We start from the raw sequence: 20961 nt of genomic DNA, 5'->3' as shown, positions 1-20961 counted from the left end.
ATACCTTATCATTTGTTTGCTTAAGTATATTTTTTTCACAAAAGTAAGTCAGCTATTTTTAGATTTTTTGTATGCTAATGGTGTCATCTTCATTGACTTTCGGAATTTATCAATGAAATAACTTGTGCTGTTAAACCCTACCTGATAGGCAACATCAGTGACATTGGATTCTGATTGTTGCAGTAAAAGCAGGCTTTTTTGAATTCGATAATCGGTTACGTAATTCAAAGGTGTTTTCTTTAAAATTCGTTTGAAATATCGACAGCATTCGGAACGGCTTAACCCTCCAGCCCGTGCAATATCGTCTAGTAGAATTTTCTCAGCATAATGAGTGTGTATCCAGTTTAACATTTGCTTCATTCGTTGACTCTTTACCATTTCCGTTTGTTCGTACTCTATTTGAACACCATTAATAATTATGTTCTTCCAAATTAATGTTAGATGTAGGCTGACGTCAATTTCATAGTATGGTGGGTTTTCTTTTATCAACTGATTGATTTTCATAATAGAGTCCAAAATATTAGTCGCCCAAAGCTCTTTTGGAACCAAGTGTAAATAAGAGATATTCGTCGCCTGAATATAAGGGTTTACAAAGGTGGTATAAAGTTCTTGTGATAAAACGAAACTTGGAGAAACATTTAAACAGATATAGACACAGCCCGAATCGATGTTATCTTTCGCCATGTGCAGACAGCCACTATTTATAAATAGCCCTTCGCCTTCTCGAACAGTAATTTTCTCTTCATTTATCTGAAAAAACGCTTCCCCTTTTCGTACTAGAACAAACTGTAATTCATCATGCCAATGCAGTGGTATAAAGCCATTTAAATTTTGGTTAATTGTTGTTTCGTAACATGCAACCGGTAACACAACTGTTCGGTGTTCTGTTAATTCCTTTAGATTTTGATCAATCATAAAATCTTTTATTTGCATCTCACACCTCAATATCCTTATATTTTTTCATTCGATTCCGGTATTATTTAAGGGATTTTTCATTTATTATATGAAGTATTGTAACACTATTTTTATATTTAAGGTGGAGAATCAAATATGAGTAGACAAAAGGGAATATTTCTTGTTATCACTGGAGCATTATTATGGGGGATTGGTGGCACGGTTTCAAAAAAGCTGTTTCAAGAGTTTGAAATTGATGTAGATTGGCTTGTAACGACGCGATTGCTCATAGCTGGTTTTTTACTCTTAACAGTTCAATATTTTGGGAAAGACCGTGCCCAAATCCTTGGTGTTTGGAAAACTGGAAGGATCGCTATTCAATTAATAATCTTCGGTATACTCGGAATGCTTGCGGTTCAATACACATATATGGCTTCTATTGAACACGGAAATGCTGCTGTTGCAACGCTATTACAATATTTAGCTCCTGTAATGATTATCGTTTACCTGGTTTTCCGCAAACAAGCTGTTCTAACCCAAAGAGATTTGTTGACTGTTTCGCTCGCTTTAGTCGGTTGCTTTTTCTTATTAACAAACGGCTCAATCTCTCAATTAACTGTTCCAACTCCTGCAATCATTTGGGGGATTTTATCTGGAGTAGCTTTAGCATTTTATACTTTATACGCCATTCCATTACTGAAACAATTCGATTCACTTGTCATTGTTGGCTGGGCTATGATTATCGGCGGTTTTGCATTAAGTTTTATCCATCCTCCTTGGCAAATGGACTTTACAACCTTAACTGCTGAAGCTTATTTATACTTAGTCTTCGTTATTATTTTCGGTACAATGATCGCATTCTGGTTTTATATAGAAAGTTTACAAAGTCTAGCCGCTAAAGAATCAAGTCTTCTAGGAAGCACTGAGCCATTAGCAGCTGTTTTCACAACCGTCTTTTGGTTAAAAGAACCCTTTGGAATGTTTCAATGGTTTGGTACAACATGTATCCTTATAATGATTTTATTATTGGCTTTGAATAAAGATTCTTCTTCAAATAACAGCAAACAAAACAAAAAGCCCCTCAAAATCAGCTAGTTTTTGCTGAAAGGGGCTATAGCTTTAAAAAGGAGATAGATGTTTCGTTTATTTTTCAATCATATTTTTTTAATAACAAGACAATTTATCTTTGAAACTCACATTGTACTAGTATCAATCACAAATCGATACTTCACATCTGAAGTTAATACCCGTTCGTATGCTTCGTCAATTTGGTCTGCCGAAATCACTTCAATGTTTCACGAATGCCTCCAATCATTGAACCTCCAAGAACTCCTAAGCAAGCTGCTGAGTCAATCCTTTGGTTAGCAACCATAGGACATGAAGGACCTAACGGCGGATTCTTCAGAGATGGTAAGCGAATGGATTGGTAACAAAACAGTATGAGGAATTGATTTAGTATTTAATTTGGTTCAATAAAACAAGGGCTACAAATATCACCATGGCCAATATTTCAGTCTTGAAATAATGTCGATTATGTGTAAAATATAAGCTAAAATGTATAATTCAAAAATGTTTTCTAGGGTTCCGCAACGCAAGTTGGTCTGGTTCGAGAGAAAACTCACAGCTTGCTGTGTCACGGAAGGATAAAAGCCTGGGAGATACTTTTCTCTCAGGCTTTTTTGTCTTAATAAGAAAAATCGGAGGTGTCATTAAGATGAACACAAACTGGTTGAAAGTATTTGTGGCTGCTTTTTTTGAAGTATTTTGGGTAATAGGGTTGAAACACGCTGATGGTTTTTGGACTTGGGCTGGAACAGTTATTTCCATCCTCATAAGCTTCTATTTAATGATTATGGCTGGACGTAAGCTTCCAGTAGGCACTGTTTATGCGGTTTTTGTGGGGTTAGGCACGGCAGGTACTGTCATTTCTGAAATTATTTTCTTTGAAGAACCATTCAAAATAAGTAAAATACTTTTGATTTTACTCTTGCTAACCGGTGTTATCGGATTAAAATTAGTGACAAAGGATACCGTTCAAGAAGGGACTGATTCCTAATGGCATGGTTTTCTTTAATCTTAGCAGGATTATTTGAAATGTTTGGTGTTGTCATGATAAATAAACTTCATAAGGACCAAAATTGGAAATCACTGGTTTTTTTAGTTCTTGGATTTGGGGCAAGTTTCTTATTTCTAGCTTATGCAATGGAAACACTCCCTATGGGGACAGCTTATGCGATATGGACAGGAATTGGTGCATCTGGCGGAGCAATACTTGGAATGTTGTTATATGGTGAATCAAAAGATTGGAAAAGGTTAGTCTTTATCGCTATGGTTCTAAGTGCAGCGGTAGGACTAAAACTTATTTCATAAGAATAAAAGGATAAAACGTATACTCTGACTTCAATTTCATTAAAAGTGAATAGAAAAAAGCCTATGTTTCATATCAACACTTTATGAAATTAAGGCTTTTTCTTAGCGTTCCGTTTACTTTAACATAAATATGAACTGCCATTGCAAGTTTTCGCAGCTAATGCATATTGTAGCTTTAAGAACATTGTTTCACAAAGTTAGTACAAAAAAAAAGTTGTTTGAATGCGCAGTATTCGTCAACTAAGAGGGACGATCACTTTGAATGCAATCGACCCTCTTAGTTGGTTATTCTATTGCCAGTATAGTTGTATTACTAAGCAAAGATCCTGTTATAAATAACAGTTCTTGTTTAACCTTGAATACTCTCTTGTCTGCTAGACAATAAAGGATTTTTTGCAAGATATCCTCATATTACACACTACCTTTGCGACAAATAATAAGATAATTCTAATGGTCGCTTATAAACAAGAGCGATTTTCTCGTCTTCGGCTCCATCTAGCATGTGATACATTTTTTTCTGACTTTTACCATTGACTTCTATAATCCAAACTTTTCTATTTTCATCGATCACGATATCTATTCCGAGCTCTCCTAATAATCCTATTGCCTTATCTAGTACTTGACCTACATTTATACCAATATCATATATCTCTTGTCTAATAGTGTTTCTTTTATTTAAATCGCTCACCAAAACGTCAAGTACTTCATCCATTTCGTAGACCTTTTCACTAAAATTTGTGATAAAAAAGTTATACGGAGCCATCCTACAAACTCCATTTGTAACACTCCAAGTTCCATTTAAATCTTTTTGTACTAGTATTCTTATATCTACAATTTTTTCATCTACTTCTGCTATCTGGATTACTTTTTGGGTAATATATTTCCTCTTTCCAATTAACTCGGTCATTTTTTCAAAAAATAATTTCTTATCGTTAAAAGTGTACATAGGTATTAACGTATCTTGATAAACGTTTATCATATGATCATCATTTAATTCAACTAAATAAATTCCTTTACCAAGGTAACCATAAATAGGTTTCAATATTAAACGTTTTTCCTGGTTTAACTGGTTCATAAATACCTTTGGCTTATATAAACACGTTTTTGGAACATATTTATCTAACTCGGTACTCGACAATATGTCATAAATACGCCATTTATTAAAGTGTGTGATACGATTAATACATTTATTTTCTCCAATATGTTTTTCCAATCTACGTATCGTTTTTGCTCTTTTTAAATAACAGCGGTTGTAGACTGCATCGGGGAAACGAAACATTTTGGTTTTCCATTTATTATTTTCTATTGAAACTCCCTGTATCTCTCGGTTAAACCAATTAATATCCTTTGGGGTAAAACAAAATAACTCAATCTTTAAGCAGCCTTTATAACGATTGTACATTCGTAATATTTTTCTTCGTTGTTTCCTACGCGGAACCATAATTCCAATTAACGGTACATCACCCATAAGACACACCTGCTTTAGGTTAATTTAACGAAAACTCTTTTCTTTGTAGTGTATGTCTGTTCGGAATACCTGTACTAGGTAAGCAAACAATTAATTATAGAAAAAAGATTGACGAGGAATCTACTCTCTCCAAAAGAAAATAGTACCCATTTAGATTGATTATAATCAAATGACCGTTACCTCGAGTTTTGCTTCTGCATTTACTGTATTACATTCTACGAAAAAAAAGGTGATAATTGATGGGTATTCGACCTCTTGATACATTTGATTATATTATTATTGGCGCTGGGACTGCTGGAGGGGTTATTGCCAAAGAATTATCGGATGACAATCAAACTTCCGTGCTAGTCCTTGAAGCAGGAACGAATATGGTGGATGAGTTAAGTAGCCCTGATGCATTCGAAGCACTTACTTTAAGTACCGATAATAGGTATTCATTTAATACTTTATCAAGGCTAGAGCCAAAAATTGGGCGTCAACTTCGATTAACAGGTGGTAGAACAATTGGAGGAAGCTCACAACATAATGCTATGTATGCAGTACGAGGAAGCCGTCATCTTTATGATGAGTGGGCTAATCTCCTCGGAGATCCTGAGTGTGAGTGGAATTACGAAAATATTCGATCCTTATTTGTACAAAATGAAACCTACACAGGTAATACACAAAGTCCCGAAGAGCGGGGTACAAATGGACCGATTTTTATTAGACAACAAATGATTCCCGATAATGGACTTATTCAAGTTTTAACTGAAGCAACTTCCGATGTTTTGGATATTCCTATAGTTCAAGACTATAATACAGGCATAGGAGATTGCACATTTTTCAAAGGTCAATTTCTTCAAAGAGATGTAAATGGATTTGTCCGTTCCTCTACGGCGACTGGTTATTTAAATGAATCGATTGTTACACAGGGAGACGAATTCCATCCTGATGGAATTGGAGTTGGGGAGAGAAAACTGTTTATCTTTGCTAAATCAACAGTGAATAGAGTTTTATTTAAACAAAAAAATGGGGTTCATACTGCTGTTGGGGTTGAATTTGTTCGAAACGGGATTTCGCAACGAAGTTTTGCTCGAAAAGGTGTTATTATCTCTGCAGGTAACTTTTCCTCAGTTATTTTACAACGTTCAGGAATAGGCAGACCGGAAGACTTAGCTCGAGCAGGTATTTCAACATTGGTAAACAGTCCAAATGTGGGCCACAATTTCCAAACTCATTATTTTGTAGGGATGGGAATAGAAGTAGAAACGAGTAGGCTTCTACAATTATTGGATTCTGACCCTGTTGCATTAGGTGCATTTAAGAGTGATCAGGAATCTAGTCGCCGCCTTCAATTGTTAGGGTTCCCACTACCACTCTTTGTACCAATTCGAGAAGTAATGAAAAATAATTGGCAATTTGATCACGAAAAGGAAAGCAACGTTATGAGTATTGGAATTTCTGACCTTAACCCACTAAGCAGGGGGACAATTACAGTTGCGCACAGTGACCCGGAAGCTTATCCATCGATTAGTTTTAATCCGTTAGAAAATCCTAATGACTTAAATTATATCATCGATCAATATATTGAAACTTTCAATATCATAATGAAGGCTCGGGAACTAGATCAGGATGGTATATATAAGGTGGTCTTCCCTGATGAGAGTATCTTCAATTTAACGGATGAAGAAGAAAAAAGACGTCTGCTTGCTGATCATGCATTGGCCTCTTATGAGAATTACGAACATTTTGGAGGGCAATGTAAAATGGGAGTAGATATTGCAGATGGGGTTGTTAATAAGTTCTTAAATGTTTTTGGTACCAAAAACCTTAAGGTTGCTGATCTTTCAATTGCTCCTATTTTACCGGATGGTAATACGTCTATCCCTGCTCAGATGATTGGTTTAAATGCAGTACGGTTTATTCGGGACGGTTTGTAAGGGAGTTGATCATAGACAACTGTTTAGTGATTTAGAGAAAAAGAATAGAATCACCCACTTATTGTATTAAGGATTTTTTAACTATATGAACTCTCTACTCTACAATAATTAATATAATAAGCTAAACTATACCTATAATGCTCAGTAGGTTCCATTTCAATGATCACTTTATCCATGTCACGTTGGCTTTGTAGAGCTTCTATCCAGCATTTGTAAATATAAATACTATGGTAATTATTTTCAAAAAATATTGCTTATTTGCACTGATCCTTCTTGGAACAACGAACCGTTAGTTCTATAAATTATTTCATTGACCTTGCAACTTCCAACACTTAATTTTTTCTTGATAATGTTTTAAAATTTTCTGCTAGAGATCACTGGTGTATCCAAAGTAATGGCTGGTCTATTGATTCTGCTACTGATTTTTAGTGAGGAAATGGATATCTGATGAGGAGTTTTTTGTCACAGAATCTGAAATTTATGGGCATAATAAACTCTGTAATCAATTGAAAAAAGAATTTCGAATAAGAAAAACATAGGGAGATTTTAGTCTTCCTATGTTTTCATTCATATTATTTATCTGTTTGTTTTTGCTTTTTTTTCAAATACTCCGCACGTATTTTTTCAAGTTGCTGCTTTTTATCAAATTTAGCAGGCCTCTGTTTTTCATGAAACTTTGTCACAGCTACCTGACCTTTGGTATCCAATTGATATTTTCCCACTTTGTTCACCTACTTTTCTTGTCTTTAAAGAGAATCTATTCAACAAATATAATATACCTTATTTTACTGAGTAAACCTTTTTACTTTATTATGTACTCCTAACTTTGTATATATCAGTAAAAACAATAAAAATAAAAACTTAGTAAGATAATTCATCGCCCGATAATCCAAATAAAATGCCTTGACACTTGCATAAGCCTCAATAATTATATTTCTTGTTTGTTCAGCTCTCATCTATGGTCCAATTTCTCTTAATGTTGGTGATAAGACTTTCTAATCACTTTATTTATTTCAGCAGAACGAATCATTCCTATTCCACCTCTTAAACCCTTTGTTACCAACTATTTGGTTACTATGTATTATATTAAGCAATAGGGGTTGTCGCATCGACAACTCCTATTCAATATTCGCACAGTTACTTTAAATACACTTTTTTAATATCCATGTTGGTATTGATAGGATAACACCAAATTACCCTTTAAATGACAAACCTTCTTCTTCTAATGAAGTTCTCATCGTTGGTAGGGATGCTGGTCCAATGCCATGGATTTTTAGAATTTCTTTTTCGGTGTACTTTGAGAGTTTTTGCAATGTATCAATCCCTTCGTGAACTAAGGCATTTCTTGCTGGTGAACTTAGTTTCGATAGGAAGCCACTGTCAGGTTTATTCTCTTTATCGCAAGTTGGACAACTTGGACAATCACTACTTTTGTAATACTTATGTCCTTTTTCACAAACCCTTAAACTTTTTTCCGCTGTCAATAACTATCCCTCCTATTAATTCCTGTTTCTAATTTAACATACTTCTTCTTCACAATTATTCCATCACAAAAAGGACTGTTATGCGGAATACCATTAAACAATTACTTCTTTAGATTTGTTTTCATTAATGAATGATATCTGTTGCTCATCTGTATTTGAACATTGGTCTATCTGTGATGTTAAAATGTGAAGGAATATACATAATCATTCTTCTCCCAAAAAGTTATGTAAGTGTTTTAGTCATGATAAAATCGGTTTGTTCTTCGTCACCCATATAAAAAGAGTGAGATCCAGTTTGATCAAACCCCATTTTCTTATAGAAAGCCATTGCATTTTCATTTTTTTCCCATACACCCAGCCAGATTTTCTTTTTATTATGTTCCATTGCCTTTTCGATTGCTTTATTTAGCAGATACTTACCAAGCCCATGTTTTTGAAAGTTGCTCTTTATATAAATCCTCTCGATTTCAAGTGCTTCCTCACCCATTTCTTCAGACTGAGCATCATTGGTATTAACCTTTAAATATCCAGCAACTTCATTATTAACATAAACAAAAAAGAATTCCGAATCGATATTAGACAATTCCTTTTTCAACTGTTTTAAGGTAAATGCTCTATCTAAATAGGCTTTCATATTTTCCGGTGAATTCTGATCTTTAAATGTTTCGTTGAATGTTTCGAAACTTATTTCTTGGAGTATTAGCAAATCTTCAATGTTGCACTTTTTAATTTTTACAGTCACTTTACTTGTCGCTCCTTTATATCATCAAAAATTTCTCGTGTTTCCCTTTTTACAAATTCCCAGTCTTATATTTTTTCGTACTCTTTGAAGAAGGTTTAAATTCTATATTACTTATTTTTTTTGCATTTACAACAAAAAATTATTCTAAGGAGGGTCATGATGAAGGAAATATAAAGGTAAAGCAAATGATATTTTGAACAGCATCCAAATTGTGCCGCTTCTGCTCGTGCAACACTTACTTTCAGCTCAAAATCAGCACCTCTAGGATCTCGGTCGGCTATTACCTAATATGATTACTTACCAATGAATAAAAAAGGCGATTACCCTTAATTCAGCAATCGCACCGTTAATTGAATATAATGACTGATACATACCGAATAGCCAATCAATCAGAAATAATCATGTAGCTTTATTAGCTGTAATCATTCTTTGATAAATCTATTTTTTCCTGGGAGTCACTGTAAAAATCTATCAATCTTTTAGAAGGGACGGGACAATGAATCTTATCAAAAAAAAGATTGGATTATCTAAAAGTAACACACGTTTTTGGTTATTCTTTTAAAATGCTATCCCTACATAAACTCAATAATGAATGAAAAGCGTTTTATCCGCCCTTTTCTAAAATGTAAGTTCCATGGTATAATTCTCCGCTGTGGCCTGAAAACGATCCATATGATATCTTTTCCCTCCAGGTTCGTGCATGCACCGAGAGAATGGCTCATCTGGGAGGTCGGTTGGGAAATTTCCATGCCATCTGTGTCCTTTATTAAGTGTGTCCTCGGCGTAAAAGTAAAAATATTTATTCGTAGCATTCCCGATCCACACGGTCGCCGTCTCTCCAGGGGCCAGTGTCCACCAGCCTTCTTTTCTCCGTTTGCTACTACAACGGTAATCCCAGTAGCCAATGGCTAATACTAATGGTACATTAGTTTTATTCTGAAATTTGAGGGACATGGTTGTAACACCCTCCCCGTTTTTGATTATCAGTCTGGCGTAAAGTTAGAGAAGGCTGATAAGGGAAACTTTGATTAGCCTCAGATGTGTACTCGTCTATTCCCCTGCCATAGATATAACTCGAAAGTATCGATTCTTTGCTTATGCAATAAGGTATTTTAGGTCCTCTAGGTTTTTTATATTGCTGATATGGATACTCATATTCATATGGTAAATCTGGACCAGATGTGCGCTTAGCTATACCTCTACCATGTGTATAACTATAAGGTGAATAATACGGATGATACAAATATAACCACTCCTTTTTTTAATATTTTTCCTTAGTATTTTATGTGGTTATTTATACTTTAGATGTTTGTCAATCTATATTTGGGGAACTACCCAAGGGAGTTTTCTAGCGGAACGCATATCATCATCCGAAAGAGGCATATACTCCCGCAGTGATAACAATTACTATTCGGTTGACCTGCCCATTTTTAAAATAGGAATTCACTTTTCTTCCATGGCATTTGCCTATTTGCACTAGGACAATTTCCCCAAAAAGGAAATAGACGTATAATATCGGGAAATTTGGAATCCTGAAATGTTTCACTGTATTTTTTCGATTTATCAAAAAGAGTACTAATCGGTTATTCTTACAACCTATAAAGAAACACTTACTTAAACGAGACATATGATGGACGGGTATTTTCTGGGGATCGTACAAAATGTGAAGTTTTGTGAGTTGTTGAAAGCATTAGGCCTAAATCCAAAGCTTAACCCTACTTATGTGGCAAAGGATTCAAATGTAAGAAAAGATTTCGTTGAGAGTCAGCTTCCTCCAGCTAATTATGAAGTGAAAAAAGGGGCGGATGTTAATCTATATTACAATACGGTTTCTCCATTTGCAGAAACAGTGAAAAAGCTTCCACATGGCGTGAAACTAACAGATATATTACGCAGAAATACACTTGGTTTATACGAAAAAGAATATACCTCTCATCCTATTGCTAATAGTCCATTACCTTATTACAGGCAATCATCCTATTATAATCCATACTTCCCATATTACTTCATCCATTTACAACCATATGAATATCACTATCGATTACCAAAAAATCTTTCACAAGGATATATACCCGTTCAGGCTTATAATGGAGTACCTTATTTTCTACCGAGAATGTACTTTCCACATTTGTAATGGGACAAGGGGACATGTCAGTCCCTCTGTCCCTACTTCATGAAAACTATGTTTTTTTACAATGTCGCAAATCACTGTTTCATCTGTGATTTTAAAATGTGAAGGAATATACATATAATTATTCATTAACTAGTAACTTATTTCTTTTTTGTAATACATATAATGCTAAATGAGAAAGAGCTCTTACAGGAAAAACATATGCCCAGTAGCTCCCTTTCACTTTCAGATAACTTATTTTTTTGAAAAAGGAATCCATCATTAAAATAATCAGGAAAGGAAGTATCTTTAATCCTTTATTCTTTTTTTCTGAAAAATATATTGTTAAACACGTTTCAAAAATTAAGTACACTTTCACAAAAGAATAGTGATAATACCAAGATTTTGTTGTAAATCTTATAGGCGTGAATTTGAACTTCTTTAATATGGAAAGTATAAAAAACAAATTCATATAAATTACGTGGAAGATATTGAATTGAGTCATTTTTGTAATGAACTTGTTTCCATTCTTCAATCCTTTATACCAAGCGTCACTTATAAAAAAATAAGTAAAAATTGAAATGATAGTATAAATTGTATGCCACCATCTATTTTTAAAAATGTTTAATTTTATAAAAAGTCTTTCAATAAACGTAAAATACATTGTAAATAAGAATTTCATTTTCCACCCTAACTGGAAAGAAGAAATAAATATTGCAACAGATGGAACAAATAATCCTTGAGACAGAACAGATCCAAACGAGTTATCTTGTTCTTTGTTTTTAACCAGGTTCGTTTTATATTTATATGCTTTTAATATATATAACGGATACTCAAAATAAAAGGCTAAACCCACTATAGACAAAAATGTGAAGAAAATCGTTTTTCGGTCTTTCTTTTTATAAAGAACATAAAGTAAAAGAAAAAGATGAAAAAAACTGAATAACATATAATATTTTAAATTATGATTTTTCTTCATGTTCATAAATCCATTCTCCTATGGGTTAATTTCCACTTTTATTATCTTTCTCAAATGTATAATAAATATTTTATGGCTGAATTTTTTGCGAAACTGATTGTCAGTGGAACAAAGCTAGCAATGCCTTGCTATAGCAACATTCAATAACATGTAAATAGAGAATAATGTCGACTAGCAGTTCATATAAATAAAATAATAAATTATTGTAAAAATTTTGATAAATGCCTTTACATATTTTGCTCTTAGGTGTAAGTTACACATATAGACTTGATTTATGGAGAGGTACATAATGACAACAGTCAATATTGTATCTAATATAAACAACCATCAAAAGAGGATAAAATAATGACTCCCATGTCAAAGTGGCTGTCCTTATTTTAAGTCTCCGTCAGTACAAAAGCTAATGAAGCTGCTGTTTTACCTGTAATGATCATCATATTCTTTAGGAGGTTTTTTTAATGGCACAAAGTACAAAAAGTCCAGAAGTAGTAAAGAATTCAGAAGTTGCAAAGGGTCTAGAAGTTGCAATCAGTTCAAGAGTAGTAAAGAGTTCAGAAGTTCCAAAGAGTTCAGAAACAGTAAATCTAAGTGATTCCCTGCTAAATACTTGGGCTGAAGGAATAGACAGAGTTTTTACAACTCAAAAAGAATTAGAAGACCAATTCCTTCAAGCTTTAGATAACCAAAAGGAACTTTGGGAAAAATTCAACGAAAATCTTCAAATTGATGAGGAACAGAAAAAATTATTTGAAGATTATCGTGAATCTGCAAAATTAAATCTTCAATCAGTATTTGGTCAATCTGCAAGTAACGTTTTCGATCAATTTAGTTCACAGATTGATTTAATGAATAATCACCTGCAAGAATTAACGTTAAAATCATATAATGAAAGCCTTAGCTTATTTAGTCAATCCCAAGATCAATTCAAACAATTCGTTCAAACTGGCTTTGAGCAGCAACAAAAAATTCGTGAAGAATATAAAAATCAAATGAAGTCCACTCAACAAAATTTTTTCAGCTTATATGAAGAAAATATGAAATTAGCTTTAAGTTTCTTTAAATAAACAGCGGTTTTCCGCTGTTTCATGTTCTCGACTAAAGGGGATTCAGACATTCTGAATCCCCTTTGTGTTATCACATCCTCCTCTCACTCCCCCACCATCCCTATCGTCCATATTAACTTTTTTCCTTGATAATATAACCCTCCTTCCTCGCTTAACTATTACTTCATTAGTAGAACAATTAAAAGATTCTATTTTGGTTAACATTAGAAACCTTACTAGTCTTTAAACAAATATGATATTCAACTTAATCTTTACGGTTTATTAATTTATATCGATCGTGAGTCTGTGGCGGTTTTTCCAACCACCTTTCTTTAATCATGTATTTTGCTCCATCTTCTGCATAATTTGCCAATTCAGCCATCAACCTAGCATATATTACACCAATATCCTTTCTAACACTTCCACCAATGGCAGTGCCATAATCAGCCATTGCAATAGCACTCAATAAATTAGCTTGAAACAACATTAATTTATCAGAGAAAGGCGATTCTAAGGAGTCTGTAATTAATGAATCCCAAGTAGATGGATAAGAGGTATTATTGTCTTTTAAGATTCCAAGAAATGTAGATATTTGTTTTTTCCCGATTTTCGCCCCTCGATAAAAGAATTGTCTTAATTCATTTGAATTAGCAACTTGGCTAAAACCTAAAAGAATTGTTTGTCCTACATTGCAAACTTCTATATTTGTACCTAGATGAGTGATTTCAATCGCTAACAATGATCGCTTTTTCCCGAAAAAATGCCCCAAAAACTTATCATTTTCCACAAATTGAACTTCTTTAGGATAATCAATGTATGGGGGTTTTACTAAAGTTCCATTTTCTAATGCTAAATCTATTGCCATATCAAACATTTTTTCTGTTTGATTGTACCAAAGCTTATATAATTCTCTTATATCTTTTCTTGAAGAAATAGCTTTTGCTAATGCATATGTAGTTAATCCGGTTCGCCCCATATGTTCAATATATCTCAGGTAAAATAAATCGCCAAATAACCTTGGTGCATTATTATTTAAATCGTTTACTCCAAAGCCCTGAGGAATTGGTATTTTTTCTTCATGAAACAACTCTGTAATCGTATCAATATGATTCTTAGCAATTTGGAGAGCTGTATCAATAATTTCTGCAATATATTGATCTTCCACGGTTTGTTTAAAGTGAGTAAGAATACATCTTCCCATAGAATCAGCCATATATGTATTCCATAAAGTCGCTAACTCAGTGGAAGTTAGTTGAGGATTATGTTTGATTTCCAAAGAAAATCATCTCCCAAATTTTATTGAAGTATAATTCGTAACAGAAATATTTTTTCCAATAAAATAACAATAATACTGTTTACTAAAGATAATCAAGTATATACATGCTTTCATTGCATTTTCATCTAGTATTATGGAACTTACCGTTATAATAAGACGATATAAAAAAGGTCAACCTGAAAGCAGGCTAACCTTATATTACTAAAGAGAGTAAGAGTTTGAAGAAGGCTGCTATTTCGGCAGCTCCTTTGCCTTAATGAACAAACGGGGCGTTGTCAGCATTGTGAAAAAAACCTCATTGAGATTTAAGGTTGTAATACTATATTGTTTAGCGAGGTAAACTTTGTGCTTTCAATTGGTTGACAACAATTTCTCCAATTTGTCTGCCTAGCCTTAAGCCTTCATCATTATCTACCTTAAAATGAACGCCAGCGTATAAGCGAGATAGTGCACTCGCTTCCAATATCCTTTTGATTTCAGCAGACTCTTGTGGTATGAAGTAACTTAATATTACCTCTGCACAACCTGCCAAAGAAGCATGCGCTGAAGGATAAGCTGGAAAACGAGGCGTTGTCAGAACGAAAGGCAATCTTAGGCCATATTGATTCGGACGTGCTACATCCCAAAGATATTTAAAGTACCAAGTGATAACAAAGGTGTCATTTAAAGCAGCATAAAAGTATGCCAGTACTCTCGCAGTTTGTGGTGAATCTAGCTGATATTTTTCAGTTAAATGAAAAAGTAATGGTGAAAGTCGCTTTGTCATTTCCATTGTTCCCCAATAATTAGCAAGTTCGATTTGTTGCGGAGTAAGTGATTGTAATGCTTGCTGAACGATTAATAACTCACCTTCCCAATCAATATCATTAGGATGTTTAATCCTCCAATTAATCGGCTTTCCAAAAGGATCGAAAAAATGATTATTTCTATCCCTATTAAAGAAAAACATTGGTCCACGGCTCGCTTCCGGAGAACCTATTGGGGGTATTACCTCTCCAAAGTATGGGTGTTGCGACCACCTTCTATAAGTCACCAATTCCACCCCATTTCTTTAAGTTTCATTAAACAGTCCCGTAATAACTACTTTTTATTTATTAAATGATAAATCCGACAATTAACTTGACTAACCTAGCTAAGTAAACTCCCTCTTAACCAGGCGCGTGGCCGGTATGGTCCGATAGGAATTTGAATCAAGCTAGTTTTTCCTTTATCACCGATCCTGTAAAGTTCATCACATTGGTTTACATCGAATCCCAGCAACGGATGCCCTCCCATTCCTAAAGCACACGACACCAAGAGCAGCCTTTGCACAAGAATGCCCGCTTCCATCTGTTGAATACGGTATCCTCTATACCCAAATATCTCCTTGAGGTGATCCCTGTCTCCAACCACGTGCAAACAGAGTGGAACTTGATACATATTCACATTGGGCATCGTTAATCCAGATTGCAAAAACTCGCGGTAATCCCCTTTGGATATTCTCCGAAGTGCATGAGTTTCATTGTCATAAGAGTAGGCACCATTAGGAATTCCCTCTGTATTATAAAAACTGCCATATAAAGAAACACGAGTCTCAATCTGGCACTCTGTATCGTCAAGGTCATTTTCATACGAGAAAGAATATGTCTCATTTAATAAAGCAGATAATTGGGTTTGGCTCACGTTTCCTAACAGAAAATCGCTATCAGGAGAATATCGCTTTCTGCATACAGATGCGAGATCGTAAGAAAAGCACTCCGGAAATGGCAGCAAAACCATCTCCCTGTCTAAGGAAAGTTTCTCACAGTTATTTTTCTTTATTTTCATAAATGACTGCGTTGTTTCAAACATCGATGCTTCATTAAGTTTTCTTAGCATCGGATAATCAATAACTCTTTTTGAAGTATTATAGGATACATGATTTAATACCGGAACTTCCGAACACAATTCAGATGCAGAAACAAATTCTTCTCTTTTTTGATTGTTGTCACCACAAGTAATTGATCGTTTACTACTTAATGCGATAACCGCATATACACTTTCCTCCTGTTGTGATAACCCAAGCAAATGATTAATAGACCGGTCAAGAAATTGATAACATACTCGTGTAGAGAACCCCATCTGATTGGCCACTTCTAATGATTGCCCAATTAACACTCCTGCATCTAACCCTTGGAGTCTGTAGGAGAAATTATTGTATTTATAAAAATTTTTCCAAAAAACGGTCGACACAAAAACGGTACAAAAACAATCCGAAATAGGAGGACTATTGTTCATACTTCTAGATAAATAGAAATCGTAGTTTCCTTCTCGTAACAAAATAAGACGATGATGCGCCACATCATAATGGTAAATTCCGTTGGGAGCGTCATCCAGCTTTACATACACATATAATTCATTAGGATACAACGCCCCGCCTGAGGGAACAAATCTCCGTAAAGACTGAGTAAAGCTCACATTCTTTTCCTTCGTTTCATCAATTAAAGGAGATTGAGCGTATTGAGTCAAACCGTAGACATACTTTAAGAATTGACCAAGTTCTTCAAGTCTAGGGTTTAGATTTTCTTCTCTCTTCTTGAATGTCAATGGTACTTCCGGAGTAAGAGCGATTTCAGGTAAACCACGGTACAATTTATAGGGAAGCGGCGCATCTTCCCAATTTACCTGCCAATCCGGGGGAAAGGTTTTCTCTGTTTCAAAATGCAGTTGATGCAGAAAAGATTCTAGTTCCAATTCTTTTATCCTCCTACTCTTCCATTACGGGAATGGATGGGGGAATGGATTAAGCTGTTCATACAATAACGGTTCCTTCACAAATCCTAGTTTCTTAGGGACCGTGAGTACCCTCTCCAACCCTTTCACACGGGTAAGGTGATGCCCGAATGTCATTGGTAACATTCCGGGAATTACCACCTTTACACAGAATAAACCATTCCGTTTAGTAATAGACGTGGTTTGGTCAACGACAATAACATCAAGGTTTAAACGGCGGAACCTTTGCAGGACGTCCTGAAGATCATCTTTTAAATCAGTATTGACCGGTGTCTCCTTAAATTCTTCAGCAAACATACGTAAAGGTCGCTGATCATCCAATAAAAAATTCATCCGTTCCTCTGCTTCTTTCAGACCGTATAGCATTCCATGGTCCTCCATCGTACGTACTGCATACGGATCTTTAAGCATCGTTTTATATTTTTGGCGGTTTTTCTCCAATTTTTCGTCATCCCTAAACATCATTCCTGCAAGCTCATAAATCGAGCTTTTTACAGCCCTGACCGGATCAGGATTAGCACCTGCTGCACATATAATGTTAACGCCCTTTGATTTTCTGTTTTTTGCCACTGCCCAAACACTTGGAATCCCATGTTCCATTGTTGAATTGTAAAAATAAAGGTCATAACCGGTAACCTCAGTTATACGGTCGACCATCAGCTGTAATTCTGTATCGTTAGCTGAACGAAGATCAAGCCATGGGAGGGGAAGCCTTGCATACCAGGTTAACAAAAACGAATCTCGCTCGACAACCTCCATAATCGCATGGAAAATCGCTTCTTCTAAAGTCCCACCTAATGCACATCCGTTTGATGTTTCATAAACAAAGCCATCCCCACAGCCCAAACTATAGTAAGCAAGCAACTCTGGGATTAGAATAGGACGTTCTTGTAAGAATGAGTAACCCCAAACCCAATTCATTGGGGCATCAGGCTTAAATGGTTTAAACGGAAAATCAGGCTTTGCATATTGATCCGTATCATGTACACCGACACTTACTGGATTTAGTGCGTTATTTTCTAAATGATGATAACAATCATGAACGACCGTCCTTTTTCCTCGAGGCTCAATTCCGCAATATCGTTCCAAACCTTCCAAAATGGCAGTCAGCTCACTCATTTCATAACAATTAGACCTCCCTGCTACTCCCTCATCTCCTCCAAACAACGGCATGTTCACTAAAACATCAGCAAATGGAAGCCTGACATCCTGCATTTTTCCATTCATAAGCCCAGTACGATAATCGAGATAATCTTTGACTAACACTGTTTTTAATTCATCGATCGACCGAGTCCGATAACCTTCACCATTAATTTTCGGACTGGATTCTAAACGAATTTGAGCTAATTCTGATGTATCATCGGGTAATGAACTGCACATCGGGCACGATGGATTAGGGAGGAAAAAATGAAGAGAGTTGGATAACGTTCTCATATTCGTAATGAACAATTTTTCTTCTAAGTTGCTGGTTTCTCCTTGGAGAATCCTTTGCACTTCATGACTTATCAAAGCTGCCATTTGCGACAATCCTATCCGTGATGCCCAAGCATCTTGCAGTGTACCTTCTTCTGCTGCCATTTTTCCTTGAAACTTCCACATTTCTTGACGATCAGGTCCCGCTATGATCCGGCGCATATCAGCACAGTAAGAACATCCCGATGTGTCCGATCGTACGAACGGACCAATGATTCCCTCCCCAAACGATATGAAACCCCGAAGCCATGGGATACCTGCTTCCCTGAATCTTTCTTCCGCTTTTTGATGAACCGATGGATGCCAGGAATCATGAAGCACCAGAGCTAATTCTGTTTCATCTGGAACGTCTTCTACTATACTTTGACGCTTTATGAGATAGTTTCCTGACAATTGATGATAGACAAAATCCGCTAATAAACCCTTTCCATCCATTAGAATTAGGGATGCCATTACGATTCCTCCTCTCGAACCTGTACACCAAACACACCTGCCAGTTTCTCTTTTAGAAAAGGTTCGAACGAAAGATCATAAACAAATAAGCGTTTTCTGTTTTCTTTTAAGACCTTAATGGAAGATTGTAATAGCTCTAATTGCGTCATTCCGTTGCAAGAAGGAATATTAAGTTTTGCTTCCTTTTTTTCAAGAGATTCGGCTTTCTTCATTTCATCCCTTTCAGGTGAAGTTACCATGTTTTGAGTATCCAAAAGTGCTTGTTCTAATGCATTTCTAAGTGCCAGCGTTGTATTTAAACCTGCCCTAGTGTACCATCGACCATTAGATCTTACTCGTATGACCGGGAAGCCCAGTATATCTTCTCTTAAATCGATGATTGGTGGACCATTTAAAGTAGTCAACGCATCTAAATAAATTCTGCATTGTCTATCCTGTATCAATCCGAGCTGCAATTCAATGAGCGTGTTGGGCTGATCAGCCTTTCTTTCTTTCAACTCTTCATCTAAATATCCTTGCAGCGCTCGACAAACAGCCTCCTCAATGGTTTCTCCTGCACCGATGCCCAGTAACCCTTCTCGAATGTTCGAGTTAACATGATCATTCTGATTATTAAATCCCTTATCATGTGAATCGATCAATTGTGTAACATACATTTCAATGCCCGTCAGCCCGGCATGTCTTTTTGCTTCCTCATGTGTAAAACCAGCACAAACCACTTTGGGGAGAAGTTCTGTTGGACCGTAAGTCAACGGATTAACTGGTTGAACATAACACTGTGCGATAGGAAGCTGTGTTAAATTTTGTTCCTCCCATAAATGCAAAATTCCTGTCTCTTCAGAGGTTAGTCGGCTAAAATACTCCAACAGGTTAGTCGTTGGGGTATTACTGTTCGATTGGTGTTTAATCCTTCTTTTAAGTTCTTCAACCAGCCTGGGCGTAAACCTTGTAGGCGTAACCAACGGGTGTGTGATGAATGATAACCAGTTACCTTCCAATGTTTCAAGATTAAGCAGGTAAATTTGATTACTTTGAGATGAACCTGCAATTCCTGCAGCCTTCTTGAAAAATTCAAATACAATGACATTTGCCAAAATGGATCCGGTTGTTGAAGAGAAATTGTTCGACTGTTGATCTTCTTGAACAGCAGATTGATGAAGGCGGCGCCATGCAGACTCCCAGCATCCATCTGATTCCGGGTGTACGAGTGGACCCGCTAGCCCTGCTTGCTCTAAACATATGGCAGGTAGAAATATCTTCTTTTCCTCTTTGCATATGAAATTAAGATCCCTTAGTTCATTTACATTTCCGTTCTGCGAGACATACAGAACGCAATCAAAGGTCTGCACCGTTTGTTTTAAAAATCCGCTTTGCTCCCCTTTTTCAAACGGGATTTCCTTTACCTCAACCTCTGAATCATCTTTCCGGGCATTTTCCGCCAGTTCAAAAATCCGTGACCGATTTGTAGGTATTGTTTCAGTTATCATGAAATGGAATTTAGGAAGTCCCGATTCGAGTAATGCACCCGCCAATGAAACGAGAATCGGACCAGCTCCGACTGCCAGAACTTTAGTCTGACGGAATTGTTGAAAGTGATACGCACCTGAATCAGAAAAACTCTCGATAAATTCAATTTGTGAAGCAAATTTTTCAAGAACTGTACGACTTAATTGATGGGACCGATCTTGACTTATATCTCGTACAAAACCATTCTTGTACAACGTTTCTCCAATCTCATAAACTCTCTTCTTATATGAGGGGGTTAATCCCTTTGTCAATTCTCCCAATGTTTGCTCCCCGTTGAACATCGGCATCAATGTTTCAATCCACTGATAGATTGTACTTCCCTTGATACGGAATGAGCTTTCGTTATTTCTAAAATACACACCACCTTCTTGATCAGGCAGATAAAATGTATCTCTTTTTACCTTCAAACAAGTGGAAGCATTAAGTTTTGTCATTCTACTCCTCCTGATTTCTAATCGATTCAAATTATGCT

General features: G+C 35.7%; 18 protein-coding genes and 1 riboswitch. Of the genes, 6 read left to right on the top strand and 12 right to left on the bottom strand.

The features are described 5' to 3' along the window. Positions 1-48: 48 nt before the first annotated feature. Entirely contained in the window at positions 49-933 is an 885-nt protein-coding gene (locus ACJ2A9_RS17365) for an AraC family transcriptional regulator (protein WP_441422945.1), read from the bottom strand. 117 nt (positions 934-1050) lie between these two features. Between ACJ2A9_RS17365 and ACJ2A9_RS17360 the strand changes: the two genes are divergently transcribed. The 3 genes from ACJ2A9_RS17360 (at position 1051) to ACJ2A9_RS17350 (ending at position 3264) form a co-directional block, all read left to right on the top strand. Then, on the top strand, positions 1051-1989 hold the full coding sequence (locus tag ACJ2A9_RS17360) for a DMT family transporter (RefSeq protein ID WP_441422944.1): 939 nt from the start codon (positions 1051-1053) through the stop codon (positions 1987-1989). Positions 1990-2459: 470 nt separating this feature from the next. Then, a riboswitch (guanidine-I (ykkC/yxkD leader) is annotated at positions 2460-2554 on the top strand. 54 nt (positions 2555-2608) lie between these two features. After that, a complete protein-coding gene (locus ACJ2A9_RS17355; protein WP_441422943.1) occupies positions 2609-2950 on the top strand; it encodes a DMT family transporter in 342 nt (113 codons plus the stop codon). Further along, positions 2950-3264, top strand: a complete 315-nt coding sequence (locus ACJ2A9_RS17350) for a DMT family transporter (protein WP_441422942.1) — start codon at positions 2950-2952, stop codon at positions 3262-3264. The genes ACJ2A9_RS17355 and ACJ2A9_RS17350 overlap by 1 nt, the downstream gene beginning before the upstream one ends. A 418-nt stretch (positions 3265-3682) precedes the next feature. On the opposite strand, the gene ACJ2A9_RS17345 is transcribed toward ACJ2A9_RS17350, so the two are convergent. Beyond that, complete coding sequence (locus tag ACJ2A9_RS17345; RefSeq protein WP_441422941.1) at positions 3683-4732, bottom strand: YheC/YheD family endospore coat-associated protein; 1050 nt, start codon at positions 4730-4732, stop codon at positions 3683-3685. Between the two features lie 239 nt (positions 4733-4971). Here ACJ2A9_RS17345 and ACJ2A9_RS17340 point away from each other — a divergent pair, with 239 nt between their 5' ends. Then, entirely contained in the window at positions 4972-6651 is a 1680-nt protein-coding gene (locus ACJ2A9_RS17340) for a GMC family oxidoreductase (protein ID WP_441422940.1), read from the top strand. Between the two features lie 572 nt (positions 6652-7223). Here ACJ2A9_RS17340 and ACJ2A9_RS17335 read toward each other — a convergent pair. From ACJ2A9_RS17335 to ACJ2A9_RS17320, 4 genes are all read right to left on the bottom strand, one after another. Beyond that, positions 7224-7373, bottom strand: a complete 150-nt coding sequence (locus tag ACJ2A9_RS17335) for a hypothetical protein (RefSeq protein ID WP_332634948.1) — start codon at positions 7371-7373, stop codon at positions 7224-7226. A 471-nt stretch (positions 7374-7844) separates the two neighbouring features. Next, positions 7845-8135 (bottom strand): RNA polymerase alpha subunit C-terminal domain-containing protein, encoded by a 291-nt coding sequence (locus ACJ2A9_RS17330; protein WP_441422939.1) that lies wholly within the window; start codon positions 8133-8135, stop codon positions 7845-7847. Positions 8136-8358: 223 nt separating this feature from the next. After that, positions 8359-8877, bottom strand: coding sequence for a GNAT family N-acetyltransferase (locus ACJ2A9_RS17325; RefSeq protein ID WP_441422938.1), 519 nt, complete (start codon positions 8875-8877; stop codon positions 8359-8361). Between the two features lie 618 nt (positions 8878-9495). After that, complete coding sequence (locus ACJ2A9_RS17320) at positions 9496-9831, bottom strand: DUF1036 domain-containing protein (RefSeq protein WP_441422937.1); 336 nt, start codon at positions 9829-9831, stop codon at positions 9496-9498. Between the two features lie 676 nt (positions 9832-10507). Here ACJ2A9_RS17320 and ACJ2A9_RS17315 point away from each other — a divergent pair. After that, complete coding sequence (locus ACJ2A9_RS17315; RefSeq protein ID WP_441422936.1) at positions 10508-11011, top strand: hypothetical protein; 504 nt, start codon at positions 10508-10510, stop codon at positions 11009-11011. A gap of 118 nt (positions 11012-11129) precedes the next feature. On the opposite strand, the gene ACJ2A9_RS17310 is transcribed toward ACJ2A9_RS17315, so the two are convergent. Then, positions 11130-11972, bottom strand: coding sequence for a hypothetical protein (locus tag ACJ2A9_RS17310; protein ID WP_441422935.1), 843 nt, complete (start codon positions 11970-11972; stop codon positions 11130-11132). Between the two features lie 452 nt (positions 11973-12424). Here ACJ2A9_RS17310 and ACJ2A9_RS17305 point away from each other — a divergent pair, with 452 nt between their 5' ends. Next, complete coding sequence (locus ACJ2A9_RS17305) at positions 12425-13030, top strand: hypothetical protein (RefSeq protein WP_441422934.1); 606 nt, start codon at positions 12425-12427, stop codon at positions 13028-13030. Positions 13031-13274: 244 nt separating this feature from the next. On the opposite strand, the gene ACJ2A9_RS17300 is transcribed toward ACJ2A9_RS17305, so the two are convergent. From ACJ2A9_RS17300 to ACJ2A9_RS17280, 5 genes are all read right to left on the bottom strand, one after another. Further along, the gene (locus ACJ2A9_RS17300) at positions 13275-14285 is read right to left on the bottom strand and encodes a DUF3231 family protein (RefSeq protein ID WP_441422933.1); all 1011 of its coding nucleotides are present in this window, start codon (positions 14283-14285) and stop codon (positions 13275-13277) included. A gap of 328 nt (positions 14286-14613) precedes the next feature. Then, positions 14614-15318 (bottom strand): vanadium-dependent haloperoxidase, encoded by a 705-nt coding sequence (locus tag ACJ2A9_RS17295; RefSeq protein WP_441422932.1) that lies wholly within the window; start codon positions 15316-15318, stop codon positions 14614-14616. A gap of 95 nt (positions 15319-15413) precedes the next feature. After that, complete coding sequence (locus ACJ2A9_RS17290) at positions 15414-16997, bottom strand: SagB family peptide dehydrogenase (protein WP_441422931.1); 1584 nt, start codon at positions 16995-16997, stop codon at positions 15414-15416. Between the two features lie 24 nt (positions 16998-17021). Beyond that, the gene (locus ACJ2A9_RS17285; RefSeq protein ID WP_441422930.1) at positions 17022-18962 is read right to left on the bottom strand and encodes a TOMM precursor leader peptide-binding protein; all 1941 of its coding nucleotides are present in this window, start codon (positions 18960-18962) and stop codon (positions 17022-17024) included. Continuing rightward, on the bottom strand, positions 18962-20923 hold the full coding sequence (locus tag ACJ2A9_RS17280; protein ID WP_441422929.1) for a putative thiazole-containing bacteriocin maturation protein: 1962 nt from the start codon (positions 20921-20923) through the stop codon (positions 18962-18964). Before ACJ2A9_RS17280 ends, ACJ2A9_RS17285 begins: the two co-directional genes overlap by 1 nt. Positions 20924-20961 lie beyond the last annotated feature (38 nt).

The sequence above is a fragment of the Anaerobacillus sp. MEB173 genome (assembly GCF_052119505.1).
GTDB lineage: Bacteria > Bacillota > Bacilli > Bacillales > JBJMAU01 > JBJMAU01.
This window is presented reverse-complemented; position numbering and strand designations above follow the sequence as displayed.